This window comes from Aquimarina rhabdastrellae (genome assembly GCA_947387485.1).
In the GTDB taxonomy this organism is placed as follows: Bacteria; Bacteroidota; Bacteroidia; order Flavobacteriales; family Flavobacteriaceae; genus Aquimarina.
Map to the genome: position 1 here is coordinate 1 of CANDNT010000011.1, position 21,646 is coordinate 21,646.

19 protein-coding genes and 1 pseudogene are annotated in these 21,646 nt (G+C 28.9%); 15 read left to right on the forward strand and 5 right to left on the reverse strand.

Going from position 1 to position 21,646, the window contains the following annotated elements; all coding sequences use genetic code 11:
* Positions 1-117: 117 nt before the first annotated feature.
* From ACYEKI_RS15070 to ACYEKI_RS15105, 8 genes are all read left to right on the forward strand, one after another.
* A complete protein-coding gene (locus ACYEKI_RS15070; protein ID WP_459212028.1) occupies positions 118-360 on the forward strand; it encodes a hypothetical protein in 243 nt (80 codons plus the stop codon).
* 46 nt (positions 361-406) lie between these two features.
* Positions 407-1,180 (forward strand): hypothetical protein, encoded by a 774-nt coding sequence (locus ACYEKI_RS15075; protein ID WP_459212029.1) that lies wholly within the window; start codon positions 407-409, stop codon positions 1,178-1,180.
* A gap of 78 nt (positions 1,181-1,258) precedes the next feature.
* Positions 1,259-2,152 (forward strand): hypothetical protein, encoded by an 894-nt coding sequence (locus tag ACYEKI_RS15080; RefSeq protein ID WP_459212030.1) that lies wholly within the window; start codon positions 1,259-1,261, stop codon positions 2,150-2,152.
* Positions 2,153-2,570: 418 nt separating this feature from the next.
* Positions 2,571-3,287, forward strand: a complete 717-nt coding sequence (locus ACYEKI_RS15085) for a CPBP family intramembrane glutamic endopeptidase (protein WP_459212031.1) — start codon at positions 2,571-2,573, stop codon at positions 3,285-3,287.
* A gap of 489 nt (positions 3,288-3,776) precedes the next feature.
* Complete coding sequence (locus ACYEKI_RS15090; protein WP_459212032.1) at positions 3,777-4,745, forward strand: hypothetical protein; 969 nt, start codon at positions 3,777-3,779, stop codon at positions 4,743-4,745.
* Positions 4,746-5,449: 704 nt separating this feature from the next.
* The gene (locus ACYEKI_RS15095) at positions 5,450-6,259 is read left to right on the forward strand and encodes a DUF6896 domain-containing protein (RefSeq protein WP_459212033.1); all 810 of its coding nucleotides are present in this window, start codon (positions 5,450-5,452) and stop codon (positions 6,257-6,259) included.
* A 49-nt stretch (positions 6,260-6,308) separates the two neighbouring features.
* Positions 6,309-6,800 carry a hypothetical protein gene (locus ACYEKI_RS15100; RefSeq protein ID WP_459212034.1) on the forward strand — a complete coding sequence of 164 codons (492 nt, stop codon included), beginning with the start codon at positions 6,309-6,311 and terminating at the stop codon, positions 6,798-6,800.
* Positions 6,801-7,420: 620 nt separating this feature from the next.
* Complete coding sequence (locus tag ACYEKI_RS15105) at positions 7,421-8,179, forward strand: YqjF family protein (RefSeq protein ID WP_459212035.1); 759 nt, start codon at positions 7,421-7,423, stop codon at positions 8,177-8,179.
* Positions 8,180-8,265: 86 nt separating this feature from the next.
* Here ACYEKI_RS15105 and ACYEKI_RS15110 read toward each other — a convergent pair.
* Positions 8,266-8,888: pseudogene (locus tag ACYEKI_RS15110) on the reverse strand (transposase); the annotation flags it as partial.
* Between the two features lie 232 nt (positions 8,889-9,120).
* On the opposite strand from ACYEKI_RS15110, the gene ACYEKI_RS15115 reads away from it, so the two are divergent.
* The 3 genes from ACYEKI_RS15115 to ACYEKI_RS15125 all read left to right on the forward strand — a co-directional run bounded on the left by ACYEKI_RS15115 (position 9,121) and on the right by ACYEKI_RS15125 (position 12,370).
* Positions 9,121-9,915: a hypothetical protein gene (locus ACYEKI_RS15115; RefSeq protein WP_459212036.1), complete on the forward strand. Its 795-nt coding sequence runs from the start codon at positions 9,121-9,123 to the stop codon at positions 9,913-9,915.
* A gap of 792 nt (positions 9,916-10,707) precedes the next feature.
* Positions 10,708-11,403, forward strand: coding sequence for an SDR family NAD(P)-dependent oxidoreductase (locus ACYEKI_RS15120; RefSeq protein ID WP_459212037.1), 696 nt, complete (start codon positions 10,708-10,710; stop codon positions 11,401-11,403).
* 553 nt (positions 11,404-11,956) lie between these two features.
* Positions 11,957-12,370 (forward strand): BLUF domain-containing protein, encoded by a 414-nt coding sequence (locus ACYEKI_RS15125; RefSeq protein ID WP_459212038.1) that lies wholly within the window; start codon positions 11,957-11,959, stop codon positions 12,368-12,370.
* A gap of 50 nt (positions 12,371-12,420) precedes the next feature.
* Here ACYEKI_RS15125 and ACYEKI_RS15130 read toward each other — a convergent pair whose 3' ends face one another.
* The 4 genes from ACYEKI_RS15130 to ACYEKI_RS15145 all read right to left on the reverse strand — a co-directional run bounded on the left by ACYEKI_RS15130 (position 12,421) and on the right by ACYEKI_RS15145 (position 18,764).
* On the reverse strand, positions 12,421-13,275 hold the full coding sequence (locus ACYEKI_RS15130) for a helix-turn-helix transcriptional regulator (protein ID WP_459212039.1): 855 nt from the start codon (positions 13,273-13,275) through the stop codon (positions 12,421-12,423).
* The gene (locus ACYEKI_RS15135) at positions 13,268-13,657 is read right to left on the reverse strand and encodes an STAS/SEC14 domain-containing protein (RefSeq protein ID WP_459212040.1); all 390 of its coding nucleotides are present in this window, start codon (positions 13,655-13,657) and stop codon (positions 13,268-13,270) included. Before ACYEKI_RS15135 ends, ACYEKI_RS15130 begins: the two co-directional genes overlap by 8 nt.
* 271 nt (positions 13,658-13,928) lie before the next feature.
* A complete protein-coding gene (locus ACYEKI_RS15140) occupies positions 13,929-15,644 on the reverse strand; it encodes a 7TM diverse intracellular signaling domain-containing protein (RefSeq protein WP_459212041.1) in 1,716 nt (571 codons plus the stop codon).
* Between the two features lie 135 nt (positions 15,645-15,779).
* Positions 15,780-18,764, reverse strand: a complete 2,985-nt coding sequence (locus tag ACYEKI_RS15145; protein ID WP_459212042.1) for a T9SS type A sorting domain-containing protein — start codon at positions 18,762-18,764, stop codon at positions 15,780-15,782.
* A 252-nt stretch (positions 18,765-19,016) separates the two neighbouring features.
* Here ACYEKI_RS15145 and ACYEKI_RS15150 point away from each other — a divergent pair, with 252 nt between their 5' ends.
* Genes ACYEKI_RS15150 through ACYEKI_RS15165 form a run of 4 tightly spaced genes read left to right on the forward strand, consistent with a single transcriptional unit; the run spans position 19,017 to position 21,610 of the window.
* On the forward strand, positions 19,017-19,499 hold the full coding sequence (locus ACYEKI_RS15150; RefSeq protein ID WP_459212043.1) for a hypothetical protein: 483 nt from the start codon (positions 19,017-19,019) through the stop codon (positions 19,497-19,499).
* A gap of 3 nt (positions 19,500-19,502) precedes the next feature.
* Entirely contained in the window at positions 19,503-20,231 is a 729-nt protein-coding gene (locus ACYEKI_RS15155; RefSeq protein WP_459212044.1) for a protein phosphatase 2C domain-containing protein, read from the forward strand.
* 2 nt (positions 20,232-20,233) lie between these two features.
* Positions 20,234-20,671, forward strand: a complete 438-nt coding sequence (locus ACYEKI_RS15160; RefSeq protein ID WP_459212045.1) for a hypothetical protein — start codon at positions 20,234-20,236, stop codon at positions 20,669-20,671.
* Between the two features lie 30 nt (positions 20,672-20,701).
* Positions 20,702-21,610, forward strand: a complete 909-nt coding sequence (locus ACYEKI_RS15165; RefSeq protein ID WP_459212046.1) for a hypothetical protein — start codon at positions 20,702-20,704, stop codon at positions 21,608-21,610.
* Positions 21,611-21,646 lie beyond the last annotated feature (36 nt).

Here is a 21,646-nt window from a genome sequence, read left to right on the forward strand (position 1 = left end):
GTTATTTACCAAACTAAGGGAGTTATTCAATAAACGACGGCATTGGGCAATAGAATGGATTGTTTGGAAACTGAACCTGAAAACAGAGTCTTTATTTGGTACGATTGTCAAACTTTGATGAAAGAAAATAGAGAGTTGTTTAGTGAAATATTTGAATGCATGATAGTAGCAGGATATTTGAACTCAATAGGAGAAGCTACTCATAATTATAAGGTGAATCAGAAGAACATATTTATGTTTCGTGAAACTAAATTGGAGGAATTAACTGAAATGATAAATAAAGAGTATTACACACCGAAAATCACTCTAAATGAAGAGTTTTATATGAAACATGATTTTGAAATATTAGAAATAAAATAAAGTAGATAACACTGTATATGAAATCATAGCCGCCTATCTGGAGATTATGCTTCATATATTAAACGTTGCCAGTGATTTAAAGAAACCTTTGAAAAGCATATTAAGCATAACACTAATAATATTCCTTGTCAGCTGCGGAACAGATTCTGGAAAAAATCGAATAGAAAACAAAAATTTTGATTTAACGGGGACTTGGCGCTTTCTGGAATCGACTGATAAATATATTACTGATGACCATCGAATTATAGTATTAGAAGATAGTACATATTATATCTTTTCAATAAGTAATGGTGGTGGATTAAGTGAAAAAGGAGTTTTATCAAAAAATGATTCACTTATAGATGAGCGCAATTTCAAATACAGATTAAAAAAAATAGATACTAATAAAATCGAGATAGAAAATCACTATAGTTTCTTTGGAGATTTCACGAATACTTACAAGAAAACTCATTATCGTAATTATAAAGATGAACTGAAAAAGTATTTAAAAATTGACTCAACGAGAAATAAAGTTCTTGGATGGTGGAAATTAAGCAAATCTAAATTGCCTATTAAACTAGTTAATTATTCAGGGAGATTTGACAAATTCACAATGCAAATAAGTAGAGATGGAACTGCAACTTTTTATTTAGAAAATTATTTGGATTCTATTGTCTATTATAGTTATCGAGTAAAAGAAAACGGAATTGACTTTATACGAGGAGATGTAATGGGTGGAGGAACTAAAATTTTCTTCGAATCAGACACGATAATGAAAATGCTGATGAATAAAAGAAGTTTAGACACATTAGAGTTAAAAAAAATATACAAAATCAAATAAAAACTATTCAACAAGTTATGAAAATGTATTAAAACGCATTTTATGTTTACCGTTGGTAACAAACAAGAGAACAGACAAATGAAATCTAATTATTTAATTATATCAATATTTTTGACTTTTAACTTTTGTAAAGCACAATCGACTAATATTACTCTTACAGATAAAAACTTTGAAAATGATTTTTTGAATTATAAACCCTTACAAAAAAAAGGGATTTCTGATAAAGACTATGAATGGGCACAGTTTGTGATTTCTGAAACTAAAAAATCTATACGAGAAAAAGACGGAAACTACAATGTTACTCATTATTGGAATATTATTTCCGCTTTTGATAAGCTTAACCTAGATAAAGTCACTTTAGAGATAGTATTTATTAAATTAGCAAATTCAAATGGAGGCTGTGATTACATCACATCTTTTAAAGATAAAGTTCAATTTGATGACAAAATTCCAAATCTATATAATCAATATTATGATCGTTGTCTAAATAAAGAAATTAAAACAAATCGTTTTAATATTGAAGACTATATACTCAAAAATAATCTGAACGGAAGTTTGTTGAAACTCATTAGTAAAATTGATTATGACGACCAAAAGTATAGAAGTTCTGATGAACAGACTTTTAAAACAAAACAACCAGCAGTAGACAAAAAAAATCAAATTCTTATAGACTCATTATATAATATTCACAAACAGTATATTGGAAAATCCTTAGTTGGAAAAAAGTTTGAATATGTTATGTGGTCAGTAATTCAGCATTCAAATCCTGAAATGATGGAAAAATACTTACCTATTGTTCACCAAGCTGTTGAAAATAACGAGTTAGACAAAACAACTTTAAAGATGTTAATTGACCGTTTTTATGGATTGAAATATGGATATCAGGTTTTTGGTTCTCAGATGGGAACAGATTATAAAATAGCTAATGAAAAAACTAGAAAAAAAATAATGAAAAAATACGGAATGAAATAAAAGCTAATTGCTAGTCGAATAGGAAAAGGAGAATTTTACTCCTAAACCTCTTCAATTCATACGACTTTCATTATGATTCAATTCCATTAGTTAGTAAAAGAGCCTATTATAATAATAAATATGTTGAGTATTTAGACCAGTTTGAACGAGTAGAAATACAAGATTAGAAACTAATTTAGTGTAAACACTTAATCTTTAACTTGTGTAAACTACGTATCTTAACGAACATGTAACAAAACAGTCCGCAATTCGTCATCCTTAAAGCTAATCTAAAGAGTAAATGAGGAAAACGTCATTAGAAACTAAAGAAACTTGGAAAACAATTTTTATTTTCTTAGCAATTGTTACAATTTTAAGTTCAATTTTTCACTATGCAATTGTTAATATATATCCTTCAAGGATATATATTGGCGGGCTTATGTGGTGTCCTTCAATTGCTACTATAATAACACTCAAACTAAAAGGACGTTCCATTTCTTCTCTAAATTGGAATTGGGGAAATTGGAAATATATTCGACTATCTTACTTTGTTCCTGCTCTATATGGTTTAATTAATTATATACTAATCTGGATTTTTGGGTTTGGAAATTTAGTAAATGAAGAAGTGATTATTGAATGGGCTAAAGAACTTGGTTTGGTCGGAATTGGAACATTAAATTCAACATCTATAATAATTATTGCTATAATCCTATTAGGAACTGTAGAAGTAATAAGGTCATCAGCCACAACATTAGGAGAAGAAATTGGGTGGAGAGGTTTTTTCATTTACGAATTAAGAAAAATTCTTTCTTTTACAAGTGTGTCAATTTTCAGTGGTGTTATTTGGGCATCTTGGCATTGGCCACTAATTGTTTATTATGGAAACAATGTAGTTTTGGAATTAACAACATTTTATATTGTCATTATATCAATGTCTTTTATGATGACTTATTACACTTTTAAATCTAAAAGTCTTTGGCCTGCAGTGATTTTTCACGCAGTGAGTAATGTATATATTCAGAAGATATTACCTGAATTGACAATTAAAAATAAAGGAGCAGAGCATTGGCTCGGAGAATACGGAATTATGTTTGCAATCGTGACTTTCGTTTTTGGAGTTTACTATTGGAGAAAAGCTCTTAAGGAAAAAATATAACTAAAAAAGCAAAGTGGCCAATTGAGTAGACGAACCTCTTCTTTAAAGAAGAGATTGCACCTCTCATACCACCGTACGTACGAGTCTCATATACAGTGGTTCATTATATCAGAACTTTACTTTTTGAAAATATCCTAACATACTTTGACACCCTTTTTTCGTTAGGCGCTTTTCTGTTATTATCGTTCGTAAAATAGGACTTTGAGCTACTGTCCATCTTCGATAAATGAGTTTTAGTCTCTCTAAGCGTTCACTACTTATCGATATTGGTAAAGTTTTCTTGGTGATGTACATGCAATCAACAAAATTAGAAACTAATTTAGTGTGAACACCTAACCTTTAACTTGTATAAACTAGGTATCTTAACGAACATTTAAGAACTACATCAGAAAACCAAGTTAACTAATTGAAAAGTATGTTTTACTCATTATAGTTTTTAGAACTCAATACACCTTCATAGATTTGAAAACTACCAAGTAAATCCATAGAATGAAAAAGTATTATCTCTACATCTTAACCATTTTAATTTTGGCCTCTTGTTCATCATTAAAGAACAACACTTCTAACAAAAATGAAAAATTAGATATAATTACGTTTAATAAAGGTGTTACTATTTTTGAAATGGTCGATAAATTAAGTATTGATTGGGAATTAAAAAGACTTGATACTTTAAAACAAGACGAAAAAGTCAAGTACGATATTTTAAAAAATGAAAAGGAAGAAATTCTCGAATTAGCTCTTGACCAATTTGGAAAAGTTATACAAGATTATCGGAACTCTGAACTTTATCACAAAACTCTTTACAATCTTGCTCATATTAGTTCTTTGTTGGACTATGAAGAAGAAGAAATTAAATATCTTGAAATGATTTTAAGCAGTAATGCGAACGACAGAGAAAATAGCGGTAGAAGTGGAATAATGGCAAATCCATATGCAAACTTTAAAAATGAAGCAAGTAAAAGGCTCACCGAAATTTATATCAAAAAAAGAGATTATAAATCTGCTTTAGAATATAAAAAGCTCAATGAAAAATATCCATTACAACATTTTTGTGGAAATGCTTTTGCAGCCGATGAAATATACAATGCAAAACAGTATGCTAAAATCTATAATGGAATTGGAGAAAATAAAACAGCTTTAAACTATCTATTACCTCACATATTCAATAACGGTTTAGCAAATAATTCAGGATTAATCGATTTAACAATAGAATCATTGAAAAAAAACTTTGACCAATCTCTAGTAAAGAAAGATTTTGAAAAATCAATTAGTGAAATTTATTCAAAAATTGAGAAAGATGGGAAAGAAGAGTGGACAAGATATTTTATAAAATATTTTGATATTGAAATTGAAATACCAAGTTGGACTTTAAGTTTTGAAAGCGATAGTGAAAAAATAAAATCTGAATTAAGAAAATCAATTAGAGGATCTGAATTTTATAAGAAATTAAACAAATAAAAACGGCACACAACAGCGGTAACTATTGCACAAATCAATAATTATTAAATAAAAATATTTCTATGAAAAAAAATGAATACCCAGGTCTCTTTTTAAGAGTCAAATCAACTGTGATTGATAGTATCATTATAGTGATTTTTATGGTAATTACTACTGATATATTTTCAAATTTTGAGAATGTACCAAACTATATTATTTGAAGGATATCTGACAGTAACTGGAAAAACAAAAGCATTATATGGAATTAAACATTTAATGCAAATAGATAACGCCTATATTGGTCTAATTTCTTTGCTTCTTTCAATAATTTCGATTTTTAAAAAAGAAAAAGTAGAAACAATAATTTTGACCTTAAGTTTATCTATTTTATCAATATTGCTCTTAGTTTTAGAAATATGGAAGTTTTTCTTATAAGAAGCATTTTACAATAATATTTATGAGTATAATTGACCAGTGATAATAGATTGGTTCACGCATATTTACGATGGTATAGCAAATTTAATAGGGAATAAAATATAAAATCTGTGCATGAATGTTCAAAATCAGATAGCATTTTGAGCAACTACAAAGTATATGTTAGGAAAAATATCTGAGAAAATAAGAACAATCACAAGATTAGAAACTAATTTAGTCTAAACTATGTACCTTAACGAACAGCTGAATACAAAATGAAATTAATCTCGAAAATACAAGTTTGTAATAGTTTGGAAGATATTCCAGACTTCAAATCAATCAAATCACTTGATAGAGGAGTTAAATGGAAAATTGTTTTTGGAAACAAGATTAAATCCAAAAGAGAAAAGATTGGAAATCAATGGGAATTTGAACATCCTGAATTTCAAATAGCAGTTCACACTATAGAACCTGAAATTAATATTGTCAAATTAATTACAAACAAAGAAATTGATGAACACCAAGGCTTCTTTGAAAAATGTGCAAAAGATTATCGGAATTTAGCAACTGAATTGATAAACAGATTTGCTAAAAAGCATAATTTGGATATTGACTCTGATTATCCTATGAATAATTTAAATCCATCAGAACAGTTTGGTTATAAACAGGTCGGAAAAATGGATAATTGGCGTTATGCATTTCACGGATTTCACTGTGCATTTACTAACCTTAAAAGTGGGCAACATATAGAAGTTCCTCTTATGTGTGGACTGGAGTTTGGAGAATTAGATCCTTACTTTTTTTCGGGATTTATTAAATCAACGGAAGAATATAGACCAAGACCAATTGAAATTTATGATGATTATTCGGAAGGTAAGAGAATATTGGATAGAATGGTTGAATTAGGGAAATTTGAAGAGATACAATCTAATTGGCCAAATCGAAAAGGAATTGTTGTAACTGACAGAGATAAAGTTAAAGTAGAAATTTACAATCCAGAAATTGAATTAGAAAGGGATAGCTTACACAGAACAAAGTATAGAAATAATCGTGAGAGTGATTTCAAAACAAACATTAATAAAAACAAACTATGGTCTAAATTGAAAAATTTGTGGTCTTAAAGCTTCTATTATTCTTATACTAAACTGTTGTGCGTAATTTGAAAAAAATATGAGTCAATATTATAAAGTTGTTAATCTAGATAAAAAACAATTCTTTTCACCTGACATTTTTAATGATGGAGTGAAACTAGGAGCTATAATGAACGGAATACATCTTTATGTGATTGGGCGACTTTTATTGGCTAACTTTAACTTATCTTTAGAAAAGTTCCAGATAGGATATTGGTCTGGTGATAAAATTGCTATTGTAGGTGATGAAAGCACAAATGAATTTACTGACCGGCAAGAAGAATTTGAAAATATCGGAGCCGAACTATTATTCTCTTTTATTAGTGACGAGAACTTCCAAGAATTGATTTTAAACCAACTTAAAACTGACAATCAATATTATGCTCGAATTGGATTTTTAGTCCATAAATATCCTGATAAAACTAAGGTATTAAAAAGGTTTCTCATTAGGAATTTTGGTAATGATTGGGAGAAAAAAGCTAAAGAAGTTTGGGAAGATAAAAAAAATATATTTATCGAACTGAATGTATAAAAAACTATGTAAAAACATTAGTAACTATTGTACTTGTCATTAATTATAAAATATAAATAAGGAGAAAAGCCTTTTAAAGAACTAATCTCATCCATTAAAGATGATCAGACAATAAAATTAGTTAATTAAAAGAGGTACGATATATCCTTAATTCAACATATAGAAATTTATAAATAAGTATCTTGATTTTGACAATACTCTTTCACAATTTTTAGAGAATTTAAGGTGTTTTTTGAGATTATACACAATAGAGTAAGGTACTAATGTTTTACTAATCAAAGACAATAATTTTTGCTACTCCTATTAATTAGACTAATATTCTAAGAATACAGCTCTTGTTCAAGATTATAGTGCTTGAAACTTTTGAAATTACCATCTAACTATTAATAATCAAAAAGCCCCTTCCCTGACCGCTAATTATTCATTCACTTATTCATAGAGCAATATAGATTTAAGATATACTTATATTTTGATGAGACATGGTAGCATAAGCAACAGAAATTTATACACAAGTTTATCTAAATAATTTTAAATCAATTAGAAATCTACTAGATTTGGAAAAAATATAATGGAAATATGTGTTCCGGTACACATATTCAATTGTTGTAGCTAATTAAAAGATGACAATTAAAGAAATATTAAATACCTCTAATCATAGACCTTGGAAAATGCCTTCTAGTGAGTGGAAATTTTACCAAGAGTGGAATAATGCAATATTTCTTCATTACCAAGTTAACATTAAGGAGTTAAAAAAAATCGTTCCTAAAGAGTTAGAAATAGACCTTTATGAAGGTAAACCTTGGGTTTCAGTTGTGGCCTTTACAATGGAAAAAATACGGCCTAAAAATTTACCTGCATTTTCGCCAATTTCAGATTTTGATGAGATAAATATTCGGACTTACGTAAAATCAAATAATAAAACAGGAGTTTACTTTTTAAGCATTGAGGGTGGAAAAAGTTTGTCCTGTAAAATTGCAAAAGGAATTTCTGAACTTCCTTATAGACTTTCAAAAATTAAACGGACTGACAAAAGGTATCAATCTAAGAATCTTGAATTCAACGATAAACTTGAAATTGAATTCACAGTTGGAGAGAACGTGAAAGAAAAAACGGAATTGGACAAATGGTTGACTGAAAGATATGCTCTTTTCCAAGATACAAACAATTCAATTAACGAATTTGAAATCCATCATTTGGAATGGCCTATTGATGAAATTGACTTCAAAAAACTAGAGATTGACTATCCAAGATTTAAAAAACTCATTAACAAAAACCCCAATAAATCTCAATACTCAAAAGGAGTAAAAGTAATAGCTTGGGGAATGAATAAAAAAGAAAAAACTAGCGACAACACTAGTAACTGTTCCACAAGTCAATAATTATAAAATATAAAAAAGAAGAAAAGTTTTTCTTATTAGATTAGGATATTAAATTGATAAAATTAAAGCTCTTTAAAAGAGATAATATCAGGATCTGTAGTACTATAATGTGTTTTATTGCTTGTATAGCGACTTCTCTTATTATTGTAACCTTGACGTTGATTTTGATCTTTAGCCCATTTATTATTTCTAGCTGTTATACTATTTAATTCTTTGGTATTAGCTGTGATTGTTCTTTGCTGTTGAATAGCTTTATTTTTTTTAGCTTTTATGGGAGCTGAGTCTATGGCTTGAGTATGTCCGCTGACCATACCCTTGTCCACTCACAAGGTAAGTATATGAGTAAAGACTTGCTCAAAAACTGCTTCAGGAAAAGCTGTCGAGTGCGACTGATAGTAGAATGCCAAGGAAGCTGTTCATCTAGATCATAATCTAAAAAGTAAAGAATATCCAATCGCATGCTACAATGCTCGATAAGCTTGCGATCACTAATGATATTTTCTAAATAACCTACTAAACATAACTTAAAAAATACCACGGGATCAATACTTTTTTGACCACTATTACCATAAAACTTTTTAGTACTGTCATATAAAAAATCTAAGTGGATAACTTCTTTTAATCGACGATAGAAATTTGCTTTGGCTATACGGTCACTCAATTGAAAATGAGTGAATAGTTTTTTTTGATAAATCTTCTTGCCTTGCATACATCAATTTACGAAATAATACTATTTTATCTAATACTTGTGCAACAGGACACAGGTTATAATTCATTATGGCGGATTTTTCTAATCGAAAAATCCTTGTATATTTACAAAGATTGCTGCTATGGCAGAAAAACCTTGATGGTTTTCCCGTAACAAATCATACACAAATACATTAGCAAACATTATAACCAAGATTCATCTATTTAATTAACATTTTAAAATCAATACTATTATGAAAAAAAACAATTATCTAATCTTTCTTGTAGTCCTTACAATGATATTTTCTTGCGAAACAGATAATTCTGAATTTGAAAATACTCAATCCGAGGAAATTTTTACGATTGGAGAAATTAAAAGTTCAAATGCTAAAAGTAGTCGTGGTAACCAAATTGGAATCGGCATAGATTTACTTGATTGTGCGATAGCTGGACCAAAATGTGCTTCCAAAAACCAAACACTATCTTATACATATTTCTCACCAGATATTAATCCTACTATTATATGGACTGTAGATAGTAGTATTACAATAATTAGCGGTCAAGGAACTAACACATTAACTATCGCTACCGGAAATAACTTTAATGGAGGTCATATTTCAGTTGAAGGAGTTGGGCCGATAAATTGTGTTGCTTCTAGAAACATTCCTTTGTGCGGAGATCCTGTACCAGTTGACGATTGTGAATATTCTCTTGGAATACTTGATGAATATATTGATGGTACTCAAAGTGGTGCAAATGTAGTCTACCTAAATGCTGGAGGTAATTTTCCAACTGGAACAACATATGAATGGGAAATTAGACGACAAGATGGAACGACACAATTTTATTCACCTTCAACTAGTAACCCTCGATTGATTTCTGCCTCAATAAACAATAGAATAACTCGAGCTACTGTTACTGCCAAATTTGAAGACTGTGAAAAAACCGAAACTGAAACTTTTATGTGTGCCATTCCAAATGTTGATATCAATGGTAATTTGTTCCCAGAATGTGGAGAAAATGGAAACGGAGGTTTAGGCTTTAATTAACATTAACGTTTGCAAACAAAGTATATAAAAAATAGCAGTTTAGAGCTAAACTCAAGATTTTGTTCTTTTCTGCTATTTTTATTTCTTAACCAAAAATAAGCACATATAAACCTGCTACTTTCCATATACCAACACGTTGTGGTTAATTTAAAAAAATGGAATGAATAAAGAAAATATCTTATTAGTATTATGGATAATCTTCGGATTTGTGTTTGTTATTGCCGTTGAATTAAGGATAACTCCATTAGGATTATCAATAATTCAATACCCTATAACTTGCTAAGCATCCTATATCTGATACACTCTTTTGGTGTTCACCAGCATCTGTATGATTTTAAGCTATAGTACAATCTGTCACTTGCTAACCGATGTGATTATCTAGATATAGATATCACCTACATTGTTTTGTGATCTGATTGTTGCTTCTTGTTGAGATTTTTTATTTTTTACTTTTACTCTATTACTCCTATTTGATAAGGTACCTTGGCTTTAATTACAGCCAGTGTTCGACTTTGTAGCTTTTCAAGTTACCATTACGATTGCTTTTATTGTTCACTAGAATAATAAGTAATAGGATAAAACATCAATATTTTATTAATCAAAAAGCCCCTTCCCTAACCTATAACCATTCATTCACTTATTCAAAGAGCATTATGGATTTAAGATATATATCTAGATGGTTATTAATAATTTTAAGTTCATTAAAAATCCTTTAGATTTGTAGTTAATCACATAAAAATATTTGGTTACTCTGATAACTATATATTATTGTTATACACAAACATGAAAAAAATGAAAAATTCAAATAAAACAATTTTGATTACAGGCGTTAGCAAAGGGATTGGAAATGGTTTAGCAAAAGAGTTTATTCGTTTAGGCTATAATGTTATTGGGACAACAAGAGATAAAACGTCTATTAAAGGATTAAAAACCATTTATAAATTAGACATAAACGATAATAAAAGTATTAGTGATATAAAAGAATTATTAATTTTAAATAAAATAAAAATAGATATTCTTATAAATAATGCGGGTATAGGTTCAGATTATTATAGTGAATTAAGTCTAGAAAACAATTTTGAGATGAGATTTAGAACACATCTATTTGGCACTTTCTATTTTACCGAAACAATATTACCATTAATAAAAAACTCTGGAAAAATAATTAATATCAGTTCAAAACTTTCTTCATTTAATGAAATTGATAAGGTTGATAAAACAAAATTAACATCAACAAAGATGGCATACATTATCTCTAAATGTTCTTTAAATATGTACACTAAATTATTAGCCAATAGGCTCAAAGATGAAAACATTGAAGTATTGAGTATACATCCAGGTTGGGTGAAAACAAGTTTATCTAAAACTAATGAGCATGCACCTTTGAATATCGATGAATCAGTCATGGGAATAATTAAAATATTAAAAGAAAAAAGACCAAGTGGTACTTTTTGGGATGCAACAAATCAACTTCAATTAAATTGGTAGTATAAAAATATATGCATAAATAAAGAACTGAATTAAAAAACAAGAGATTAATTTAACATCTAGCGATTTATAAATAAGAATCTTGATTTTTGCAATACTCTTGATCAGATATTTTGAGATTATACTTAATAACAGAAAGCATCATCACTTTACTGATTTATTGTATACCTATAGTATGGATCTTTCTCAACTCCATAAATTGAGTTAGCTTTCAATAATTATTCTTCCTGCTTATATTTTTATTTGTTGTCAAAAGGCAATAATTATAAAAGAAGAAAAACTCTTAAAAAGAGCTTTTTGTAAGAATAAGAAAATTAGTTTATAAAATTAAATATTTTGAAGATTAGACTTTTAGATGTTTCTTATTTTTTTACTTCTTTAATTTGTCTGATTTTTGCAATCAAAATAGTTTTTTATCAATCACATAACATTTAATATTGATTAGCGTTTCATAAATTAAAACTTTCATTTTTTAACTAATCGTATAATTAATATATTTAAAGTAAAGAGAATCGTAATGGCTAAAATTATAGGTATTAAAACGTCTTAAGTTATGTTCTTAACGATAAGTTATATTAGTAGTGCTTCTGAAAAATTATCCATTGAAGATATTGAAACGCTTATGATGGATACCAAATTATTTAACAATCAAAATAATATTAAGGGGATACTCATATACGTAAATCAAACATTTTTTCAGGTTATAGAAGGTGAATATCATATAATCAAAGCTCTTTTTAAAAGAATCGAACAAGACTATAGACATTATAATATTTTAAAAATTTTAGAAAAAAAGTCTAGTGTTTCTCGATACGATAGGTTTAGTGGTAATTATATAACCTATTATAGTGAAAAAGCTTCTGAAGAACTTTTAAAATTTCTTGAACTGAATTGTGAAGATATGCCTGATCAAAAATTGCATGATTTTATCATATATCAATCTAAAGTCTTATTAAATACATATTGATTCTTATATATTTTTTACAAATGTCCTCTTAGTATTTTGCTCTTTTTTCTTTATGATTCTATTGTGAACAAATATTGTCTTAATGATGTTTTAGGAGATAGTTTTAACTTTATTCTTAAACGCTGTATGGCTTTTTTGACTCCGGCCATAGATATTCCCATAAAAAAGGAAATCTCTGAATTATTAAAATTCATTTTAAGAAAAGAAGCTAATTTGAGATCATTATGAGTTAACTTCTTATTAGTAGCTAATAATCTTTTAAAAAACATAGGATGTACTTCTTCAAAATGTGCTTGAAATAATTGATAATGATATCCTTTCCTTAAATTATGTTCAATCTTATCATTCAATTTTATTAACTGTTTTTGCACTTCTAACCTTGCTAGTTCACTTATTTGTTTTATTTGTTTTTGAGATGACTCTAAACATTCATTTTTTGCATCTAATACTAGGTAATTAGTTGATAATACTCTGTTCAATTGATTGTTTTCAATTAAAGCTTTATTTAATTTTTTCCAATATTTAACAGTTGACATAAGTAATTGAAGTATTGCATCTGAATCTTTATAATACGCTAACACATAATTTTTATCTCTACTGAGGAGCATCTCTTCTAATTTTATTTTATTTTGATTTAATACAATAATTGGGATTTCTTTATAAGCTTCATTTTCCTGAAGTAAAGCTAACTGTTTTTCCCAATCAGGATAACCCCTATTATCAATTATAATCGTATCTGGAATAGCTTCCCAAAAAACATCGTTATTAGGAAATATGTCAAACACATGAAATTTAAAATTATATGTAGATAATACCTTTATAAATTCTAATTGTAAATCTTTGGTAATTACAGCAACATTAATTTCTTCAGGAATATTAGTATATATTGCATCTGTATTAATCATTTACTAAATATTTTATTGCTGTTTCTTCATCTGTAAAGAATTTAATTTTGCTTCCAGTATAATTAATATAGATTTTCATGAGTAGCGATACAATACCTACAGAGCCTACCAAAGCTGATTTTTTTAGTTTAGGTTGTACCTGTTTTCCCAATTTTTTAATAGTTCTCATTGCCAAAGGACTTGTTTTTATCCCTTTGGCATTAACTAATGCTCTAACAGATTTATCTTGCCTTTGTAACCCCATCTCTGATGCTTCATGTACACACCTAATAATGTCTTCATCTGTTTGCAAGTTTCTAAAATCAATTTCGATATATTCTACATTTCTATAATGTTTCCATGTTGGTCGTATATATACTTCGTAAAAATCATCTATAATCATACTTGTTTAAATTCTTCATTCTTCTGTCTATCCTCTTTCTTTTCATTTAATCATATCACTCGAAATACGATTGAAATAGATAGCATAAAAATCCTATTAGACTTATTGCTAAATAACAATCTATAGCTCTAAAAAAGAAAAAAACAAGGGGGACAAGACGGGGGACAAAAACACAAAAAACTATGAATCAAAAAACTATGAATCAAAAAACTATAAAACCAATTATAGCCCATCAATTTTTATAATTTAAACAATCTTATAACGACCAAAGTCAAATTGATTTTAAATATTCTTCTAAATCTACTTCTTCAGATAGTTGCATTTTTTTACGTAAACGGTTTCTTGATTTCTTTACTGCATCTAATGACGTAAATCGTAATCGTGCAATTTCTTTTCGACTTAGCGACATACGAAGGTATGTACATATTTCTAGATCAGTTTTGGTTAAATTAGCATGAGTCATTTTAAGCTTTCTAGCAAATTCCTGATTCAACGCTTCGATATCATTTTTAATCAATATCAATTGAGAATCTTCTAACAATTCTGATCTAAGGTCTGCAATAAGATTTTGAATGGAAATAGAAGTATCATTAGATGCTACTTTTTTCATATTTTCAACTAGTTTTTCTTTGGACTTTAATTGTTGAAAAATTTCGGAACGTAGCTCAGTAATTTCTTCTTCTCTTTTGTTAATTCGATCAGACATAGTTTCAATATCTGAAGACAACTTAACCAATCGTTTCTCTGTTTGCAGTTGAATTCTATTATTCAAAATAATTTGAAAAGCAACATAAAATAAGAATCCATATGTAATTATATATGCTGTTTCTATAATCATCATCGCATTCAATAAATCATTTGCCAACAAGGTACATGTGATTCCCATACTAATCAACATTCCTTTTGCATATGGTTTTTTATCTCTTACCGCCAAGATCATTTGATAACATCCCATAATGATGACCAATAATCCAAATATTTGAAAAAAAGGAGCGCTATACGTACTATAAAATACAGGTGTAATGACTACATATAATACACCTAATATCGAAATCAGAACACTTGCTTGAATTATTTTTTTAGGTATGTACCCTGGAAACATTCTATCATGATACAAAATTACTGATGCTAAACCTCCATAATATCCTATGTATCTCATTTTTTGAACAATATCAAATGAGATTTCAGGAAAAAAATAATATACCAACCCTTCTCCTACAAATAATTGCCTTGAAACCCCCAATAAGCAGAACATCCCGAAATACAAAAAATAGGAATATTTAGGAAAACTAAAGAAATGTAAAATTTGGTATGCTCCAAAAAGTAAAATCAAAAATGTAACAACTCCTTCAATTAATATATTTGCTTTATTATGACGCATAAAATACGTCTTTTCTAGAAGCGCTGTCTTTATAGCAAAGCCTCCTCCTAATCTATGTTTATGATTCGATATCAAAAACATTATATCTAAATCACGTTCATTAGGTAATTCAAATCGTAAAGGGCGGCCATCAATTTCTTCGTCTTCTGCTATCTTAGAAATTTGTCCATGAGAATATATTTCTTTTCCATTAATCCAGATTTGTACGGCAGCAAGACTCCTCGCTATATTCAACATTACCGATTTCTGGGGATTTTTTCTTTTTATAAAAAACCTAAACGTTCCATAACCTTGTCCTTCTTTTATTTTTTGAGTCCATATTGCTGTTGGCCAAGTGATCGTATCAGCAATTTTTAATGCTTCAGGTTTAAAGTTTTTATGCTCATCTATAGGCCATTGTTTCCAATAAAAAAAACTCTCTCCTTGAACAGAAATCTCAGGATGTTGTCCAAAATTCCAATTAGTAAGATCTATAGTAGCATCTTTCATAATTAGACTTTCTTCTTCTGGAGTACATCCTATTTGAACAATTAAAAGAACACTAAAAAGTAATCTCCTTAATAGTTTTTTTATTAATACTATTCTTGATTTTTTTAATCGCTTCATTGAGTTAATAGAGTAATGCTTGTCCAAATATAATCCAAAATACTATTAAGGTTTTCATTTTAAATTACAATATATGAAACAATAAAAGCTTCATAAATTGAAGCTTTTATATTATAGTTTTGCTATTTATTACATTTATTCAATAATCATTTTTTTAGTATCTATCTTATGTCCATTTATAAATAATGTGTAAAAATAAACTCCAGATGCTAGTCCATCTCTATTAATATTTAATTCATTTTCTCCTCTTTTATCCAAAGATATTGAAGAAACAATCTGTCCAGAAGTATTACTAAAAACCATATCTGCTTGAGCTATTCCTATCGGGATATAATACTTAATAGCTGAAGTTCCATTAAAAGGATTAGGTATATTTTGATATAAAATCGCTTGATTAGGGGGATTAGTAGTCAAATCATCTACAGATAATGTACATGCACAATCCTCTAATACTTCTATACGACTAATTAAATCATTTATTTGTTGTTGTTGCGCTACTATCGTGTTTTGTTGATTTGTATTCATTTCAATAATAGCGGTCAACATAGGACTCAAATCTACAGATACAGAAGTTCCGTTTTCTATACCTATAGTAAGATCTGTATCTGATAAATTTGCAGATGTTAAATTTTGATCATCTGCACTTACATAAGAAGAAAAATCTATTGTATTTGTTCCTCCAGAAATACTTAATATATTATTAGAAAATGACAATTCCTGATTATCTGTATTGTCTAGATATCCTGATAAATCAACTGTTCCTACTCCTCCACTTATACCTAAAATATTTGTAGTCAAACTCAATTCTTGATTATCTGTATTGTCTAGATATCCTGATAAATCTACTGTTCCTGCTCCTCCACTTATACCTAAAGTATTTGTAGTCAAACTCAATTCCTGATTGTCTGTATTGTCTAGATATCCTGATAAATCTACTGTTCCTGTTCCTCCACTTATACCTAAAGTATTCGTAGTCAAACTCAATTCCTGATTGTCTGTATTGTCTAGATATCCTGATAAATCTACTGTTCCTGTTCCTCCACTTATACCTAAGGTATTTGTTGTTAATGATAATTCTTGATTATCTATTTGAGTAGTCCAAGATAAACTCCCTGCACCATCTGAAACTAACACTTGATTTGCTGCTCCATCTGTTATAGGGAATTCATAATTCCCACCTATATTAAGGCCACTAGCTAATTGCAATTTTCCTTTATTATCCAAAGCTGCAATAGGTCTTTCATTAGTTACTCCCCAAACCCATCCAGCTCCGGTACTAGAACTTGTATTAAATTTAACAATAGCGTGATTATTCCCAAAAGCATCTTTAACTGTTCCGTATTCATAAAGATAATTTCCTTTACGATCATCTACAGTTATACTAAAATCATTAGAATTAGAATTGAAATAGATCCCATTATAATTATCAGAATTCAGGTATATGTTCTTAATACTCGTAATATTTTTATTATTCATCCCCAAATTAGTTGTTGCCTTATGATTACCTAGATTATCTCCTGTAGAGGTTACTTGAGTCCAAGCATCTCCATTCCAAGTATATACCATATCATCTTCTGTATCATATACCATCAAACCTTCATTAGCTGAACCTGGTTTTAACGACGATCGTTGTGAGTTAGTTAATCTATTCAACAACAACCCTTTATCGGTATCTGCAAGCTCCAAAGATGCCTTATTACTAGGAGTATCTGTACCTATTCCTACACTTACAGGATTTACAACACCTCCTAGAACCATAGTATTAGAGTTCGTGGCTGTAGCTCCGTTTCCTATAGCAATAGCATTTTCTGCACTTACTACTGCGTTATAACCTATAGCTATATTATTGGTTGCATCTCCACTTGAATTATCATTTATATCATTTGATTGTGCTCCTGTTCCTATTACAATTGCTCCATTATTTTGAACAACTGTATTGGCTCCTATACCTATAGCTTCTATATTATCTATAGTTACATTACTTCCTATCCCTATAGAATATGATTGCGCTATATTCGCCTGATATCCCAGTCCTACCGAATAATCTGAATTATCTGTTGTTTCAAAGTTATGCCCTATAACAATTGCTCCAACAGCATTTTGCATATTTCCTTCATTCCCTATACCTATAGCATATTGTCCCTCGTTATAAGAATAATAACCCATAGTTATAACATCATTTTGAGCAGCTATAGCTTGTGATCCAAAAAATGTAGTTCTACTTCTATTTATATTTCCATTAAAATGTGTGAATTCATCATCCTCTGCAGTTGTACTGTTTGCTCGACCATATCCTGAATAAGCTCCAAAACCGGCATTATCTTCTCCATCTCTATTAGAAGCTCCTGACAAAAAACCTACGTATGTATTTCGATTAGCATTAGTTGTACTATTAGTTCTATTATTATCCCAACCAGCCATAGCACCAATAAAAGTATTAAAATCTGCATATTCTATAGCTACTCCAGCTGCTGCTCCAATCACTGTATTATATAATCCTTTACCTAAATCTATAGCAGATGAATCTCCCACTGCGGTATTATGATGTCCCTCATCAATATCTCGCAAAGATTTGTTCCCAACACCTGTATTACGGTAGCCCGTATCAGAATCAGAACCAGATTCATTACCTATAAAAGTATTTTTATACCCTGTTGTATTTTCTAAACCTGCATCCTCACCTATAAAAGTATTTTCATATCCTGTAGTATTCAAAGTTCCTGATTCTTCTCCATAAAATGTATTATCATATCCTGTAGTATTATTTTCGCCAGATTCTGCTCCTATAAAAGTATTATCTCCTCCATTTGTATTTAAACGACCTGCTTCCATTCCTATAAAGGTATTGTCAAATCCTGTCGTATTTGTATAACCAGTGTTGTAACCTATAAATACATTTTCTGATGCCCTATTATGTCTTCCTGCACGGTAACCAATCAACGTATTATAGTGTTGAGAAGTAACCGCTGTTCCTGTACTGTCACCAAACATGGTATTAAAATCACCTGTAGTAATATTTATTCCTGATCCAGTACCAGAAAGTTCATTTAAGGTTTGTCCATGAATTGCAAAAGAAATACTACATAAAAGCACAATTGCTAAGAATAGTTTTTTACTCATAATCTAATTAGGTTAAAGAATTCTTTTTTGGTTCTTTCAAAATTATGGTAACAATTCAGGATTTTTGCATCTTTAAGGGAGACTTCTAGGAGACTTAAAGGGGTACATTTAGGGTGACAAACACTTCTAATTTAAAGCCTCTTAAAATATCTTTTCATATGTCAATCATTTTATTAGGACTCAATTTACCATTGCATTTATTTAAGTATATTGCTAGATATTTAATCAATTATTTCTAATTATTATTCTGGAGTGATTCAAATAGGAAAAATATATCTTGAATTTCAACTCAATGCTATTACTGAGTTAGAATTAATTCATAAAGTCAAAGAATATATTGACACTACTAATAAGCGTTCTAATCTGTTGATAAAAATTATACGATTAAATACAAAAACTAAGGAACATCTTATAGCTCCTGAATTATTAAAAGAATTCATTGAGTTACATGTTGACAATTATATAAATCTAAGAGAACACTTTGCTTTAATCATCTTAAAAGAACATTGTGAGTTATTAATCAACAAACAAACTACTCCATACAAATTGTGGAGCATAACTAAATCTATCGAAGAACAATTTGATTTTCCAGAATGGTTAGGTGCATTATACGATGCATTAGATTGGTCTGAACCTGATACCCAAATAGAAAGCTATATGATTAAAGAAGCCCAACAAAGAGTCGCTGCAATTAATCATTTATTGTCTAGTCAATATATGAAGGTAGTTAAATAAAATATGAATATATATACAACATTACATATTGGTGAATTTCACACAAATCATTGTGAAGATTTTCTAATTGTTGAACAAATTGGAACAAATGAAAAATTAATTGCTGTTTTGGATGGTTGCACTATGGGTAAAGAATCCGTTTTTGCATCAATTCTTTTTGGGAAAATCTTACGGAATATAGCTAAAAAGAAATTTTATGAAGAGTTTGTTTCAAATACACCTATAACACTTGAAGAGGTTCTTAAGTTATTAATTAACGAAATTAAAATACTCAAAAACCATCTTGGACTTGAGACTAATGAACTACTTTCAACCTTGATTATTGGTATTATTAATAGTAATGAATCTCGTGCTGATTTTTTAACCATTGGAGATGGCTTAATTTGTATAGATGGAGAACTCACAGAATATGAACAAAATGATAAACCTGATTATTTGGGATATCACTTAACAGATGATTTTGATACTTGGTTTAATCATCAAAAACAAAAATTATCTATTTCTAGTTTTAAAGATTTATCCATTGCAACCGATGGAATCTTCACTTTTAAAAATTTTAAAGATAAGTCTAATCAGAAATCTGAATACGAAATCATTAAACATTTATTGATAGATAATGAAGGAACAGAATTTGATAATTTTCTCGATAGAAAAATCAATTTCTTAAAAGATCAAGAAAATCACATAGTCACAGATGATTTAGCAATAATTAGAGTTAAAAATGATATTTAATTTTGACAAAAAACAAGCCTCTATATCGTATTCCTACTCGATTTACAACTGTTCTTTATGAAACTAATCAATTGAGATTAGAACACGAATTTGAGTATACTTATCTTATAAATAAATCGAATAATCATATTTTGATGGAAGATGATTTCTATGGAGAACCTCAATGTTGTTTAATCGATAATAATAATACATGGGCTATTGTAGCTGGCATTCATTTGACCCTTTGGACGCCCAATTCAACACAAAAATATTATACAGATACTTTTAAATGGATACACGCTATTAGGCTTAAAAACAATTACACTGTTGAAATTCTAATTGATCCTTGGAGTTCATACGCTTCTATATGGGAACTTTGCTTACCTACTAAAAAGTTATCCAAAATTTCTAACTTTAAAAAATATCAAAACAAAATACATTCTGATATCATACATTGGTAAATTTAAAAACCACATATCTAACAATAATATATGAAAACACATCAATCATTAATACTATTTATTTTTATACTACTCAATCAAATAACGATCGCTCAAGAACATCACAAAACCACAACTGATACCATTCCGTTTGAACTAACAAAACATAATAATATAGCTATAAAAGCTATCTTAAACGGTACTGATAAGGTTAATTTGATGTTTCATACTGCAACTAGCGGAATTACATTGATAAAAGAAGTAACCGATAAATTTACTAGTATGCAATGGTCTCAAGGAGATCATGTAAAAAGTTGGGGAGGTGAGAATAAATCTAGATTTAGCAAAAACAATACACTACAAATAGGTAATTTTAAATGGTCTAACCTGTCTATTTGGGAAAACAAAAACTCTGGTCCTACAACAGATGGTAAATTTGGCCCTAATTTATTTAAAGACAGAATAATCGAAATCGATTTTGATAATCGTATCCTAATCCTTCATCAAACACTACCTAATAAAATAGCTGCTTATCAAAAACTAGCACTACAGTTTGAAAATGATTTTATGTTTATTAACGGAATAAGCAAGGTAGGCGATCAAAATTATCCTAACAAATTTTTAATTCATTCTGGTTTTGGAGGTACAATTCTATATGATGATGAGTTTGTACAGAAAACTAAAATTGGTAATCAAATAACAATAATAGACCAACAAGAATTAAAAGATTCTTATGGTAATGTTCTTAAAACTAAAAAGGGTATTTTATCACAATTTAAACTAGGAAAAGAAGCATTTGAAAATATCCCCGTAGGCTTTTTTGAAGGTGCCATTGGTAGACAAAAGATGAGTGTTATAGGTGGTAATTTATTAAAGCGATTTAATTTGATTATTGATGCTAAAAGAACTCATATTTATATCAAATCTAATCAGTTAAAAGATTCACCTTACAAAGGTTAGTGCTGTTTTTGTAATTTATATAATTGTAAACTTATA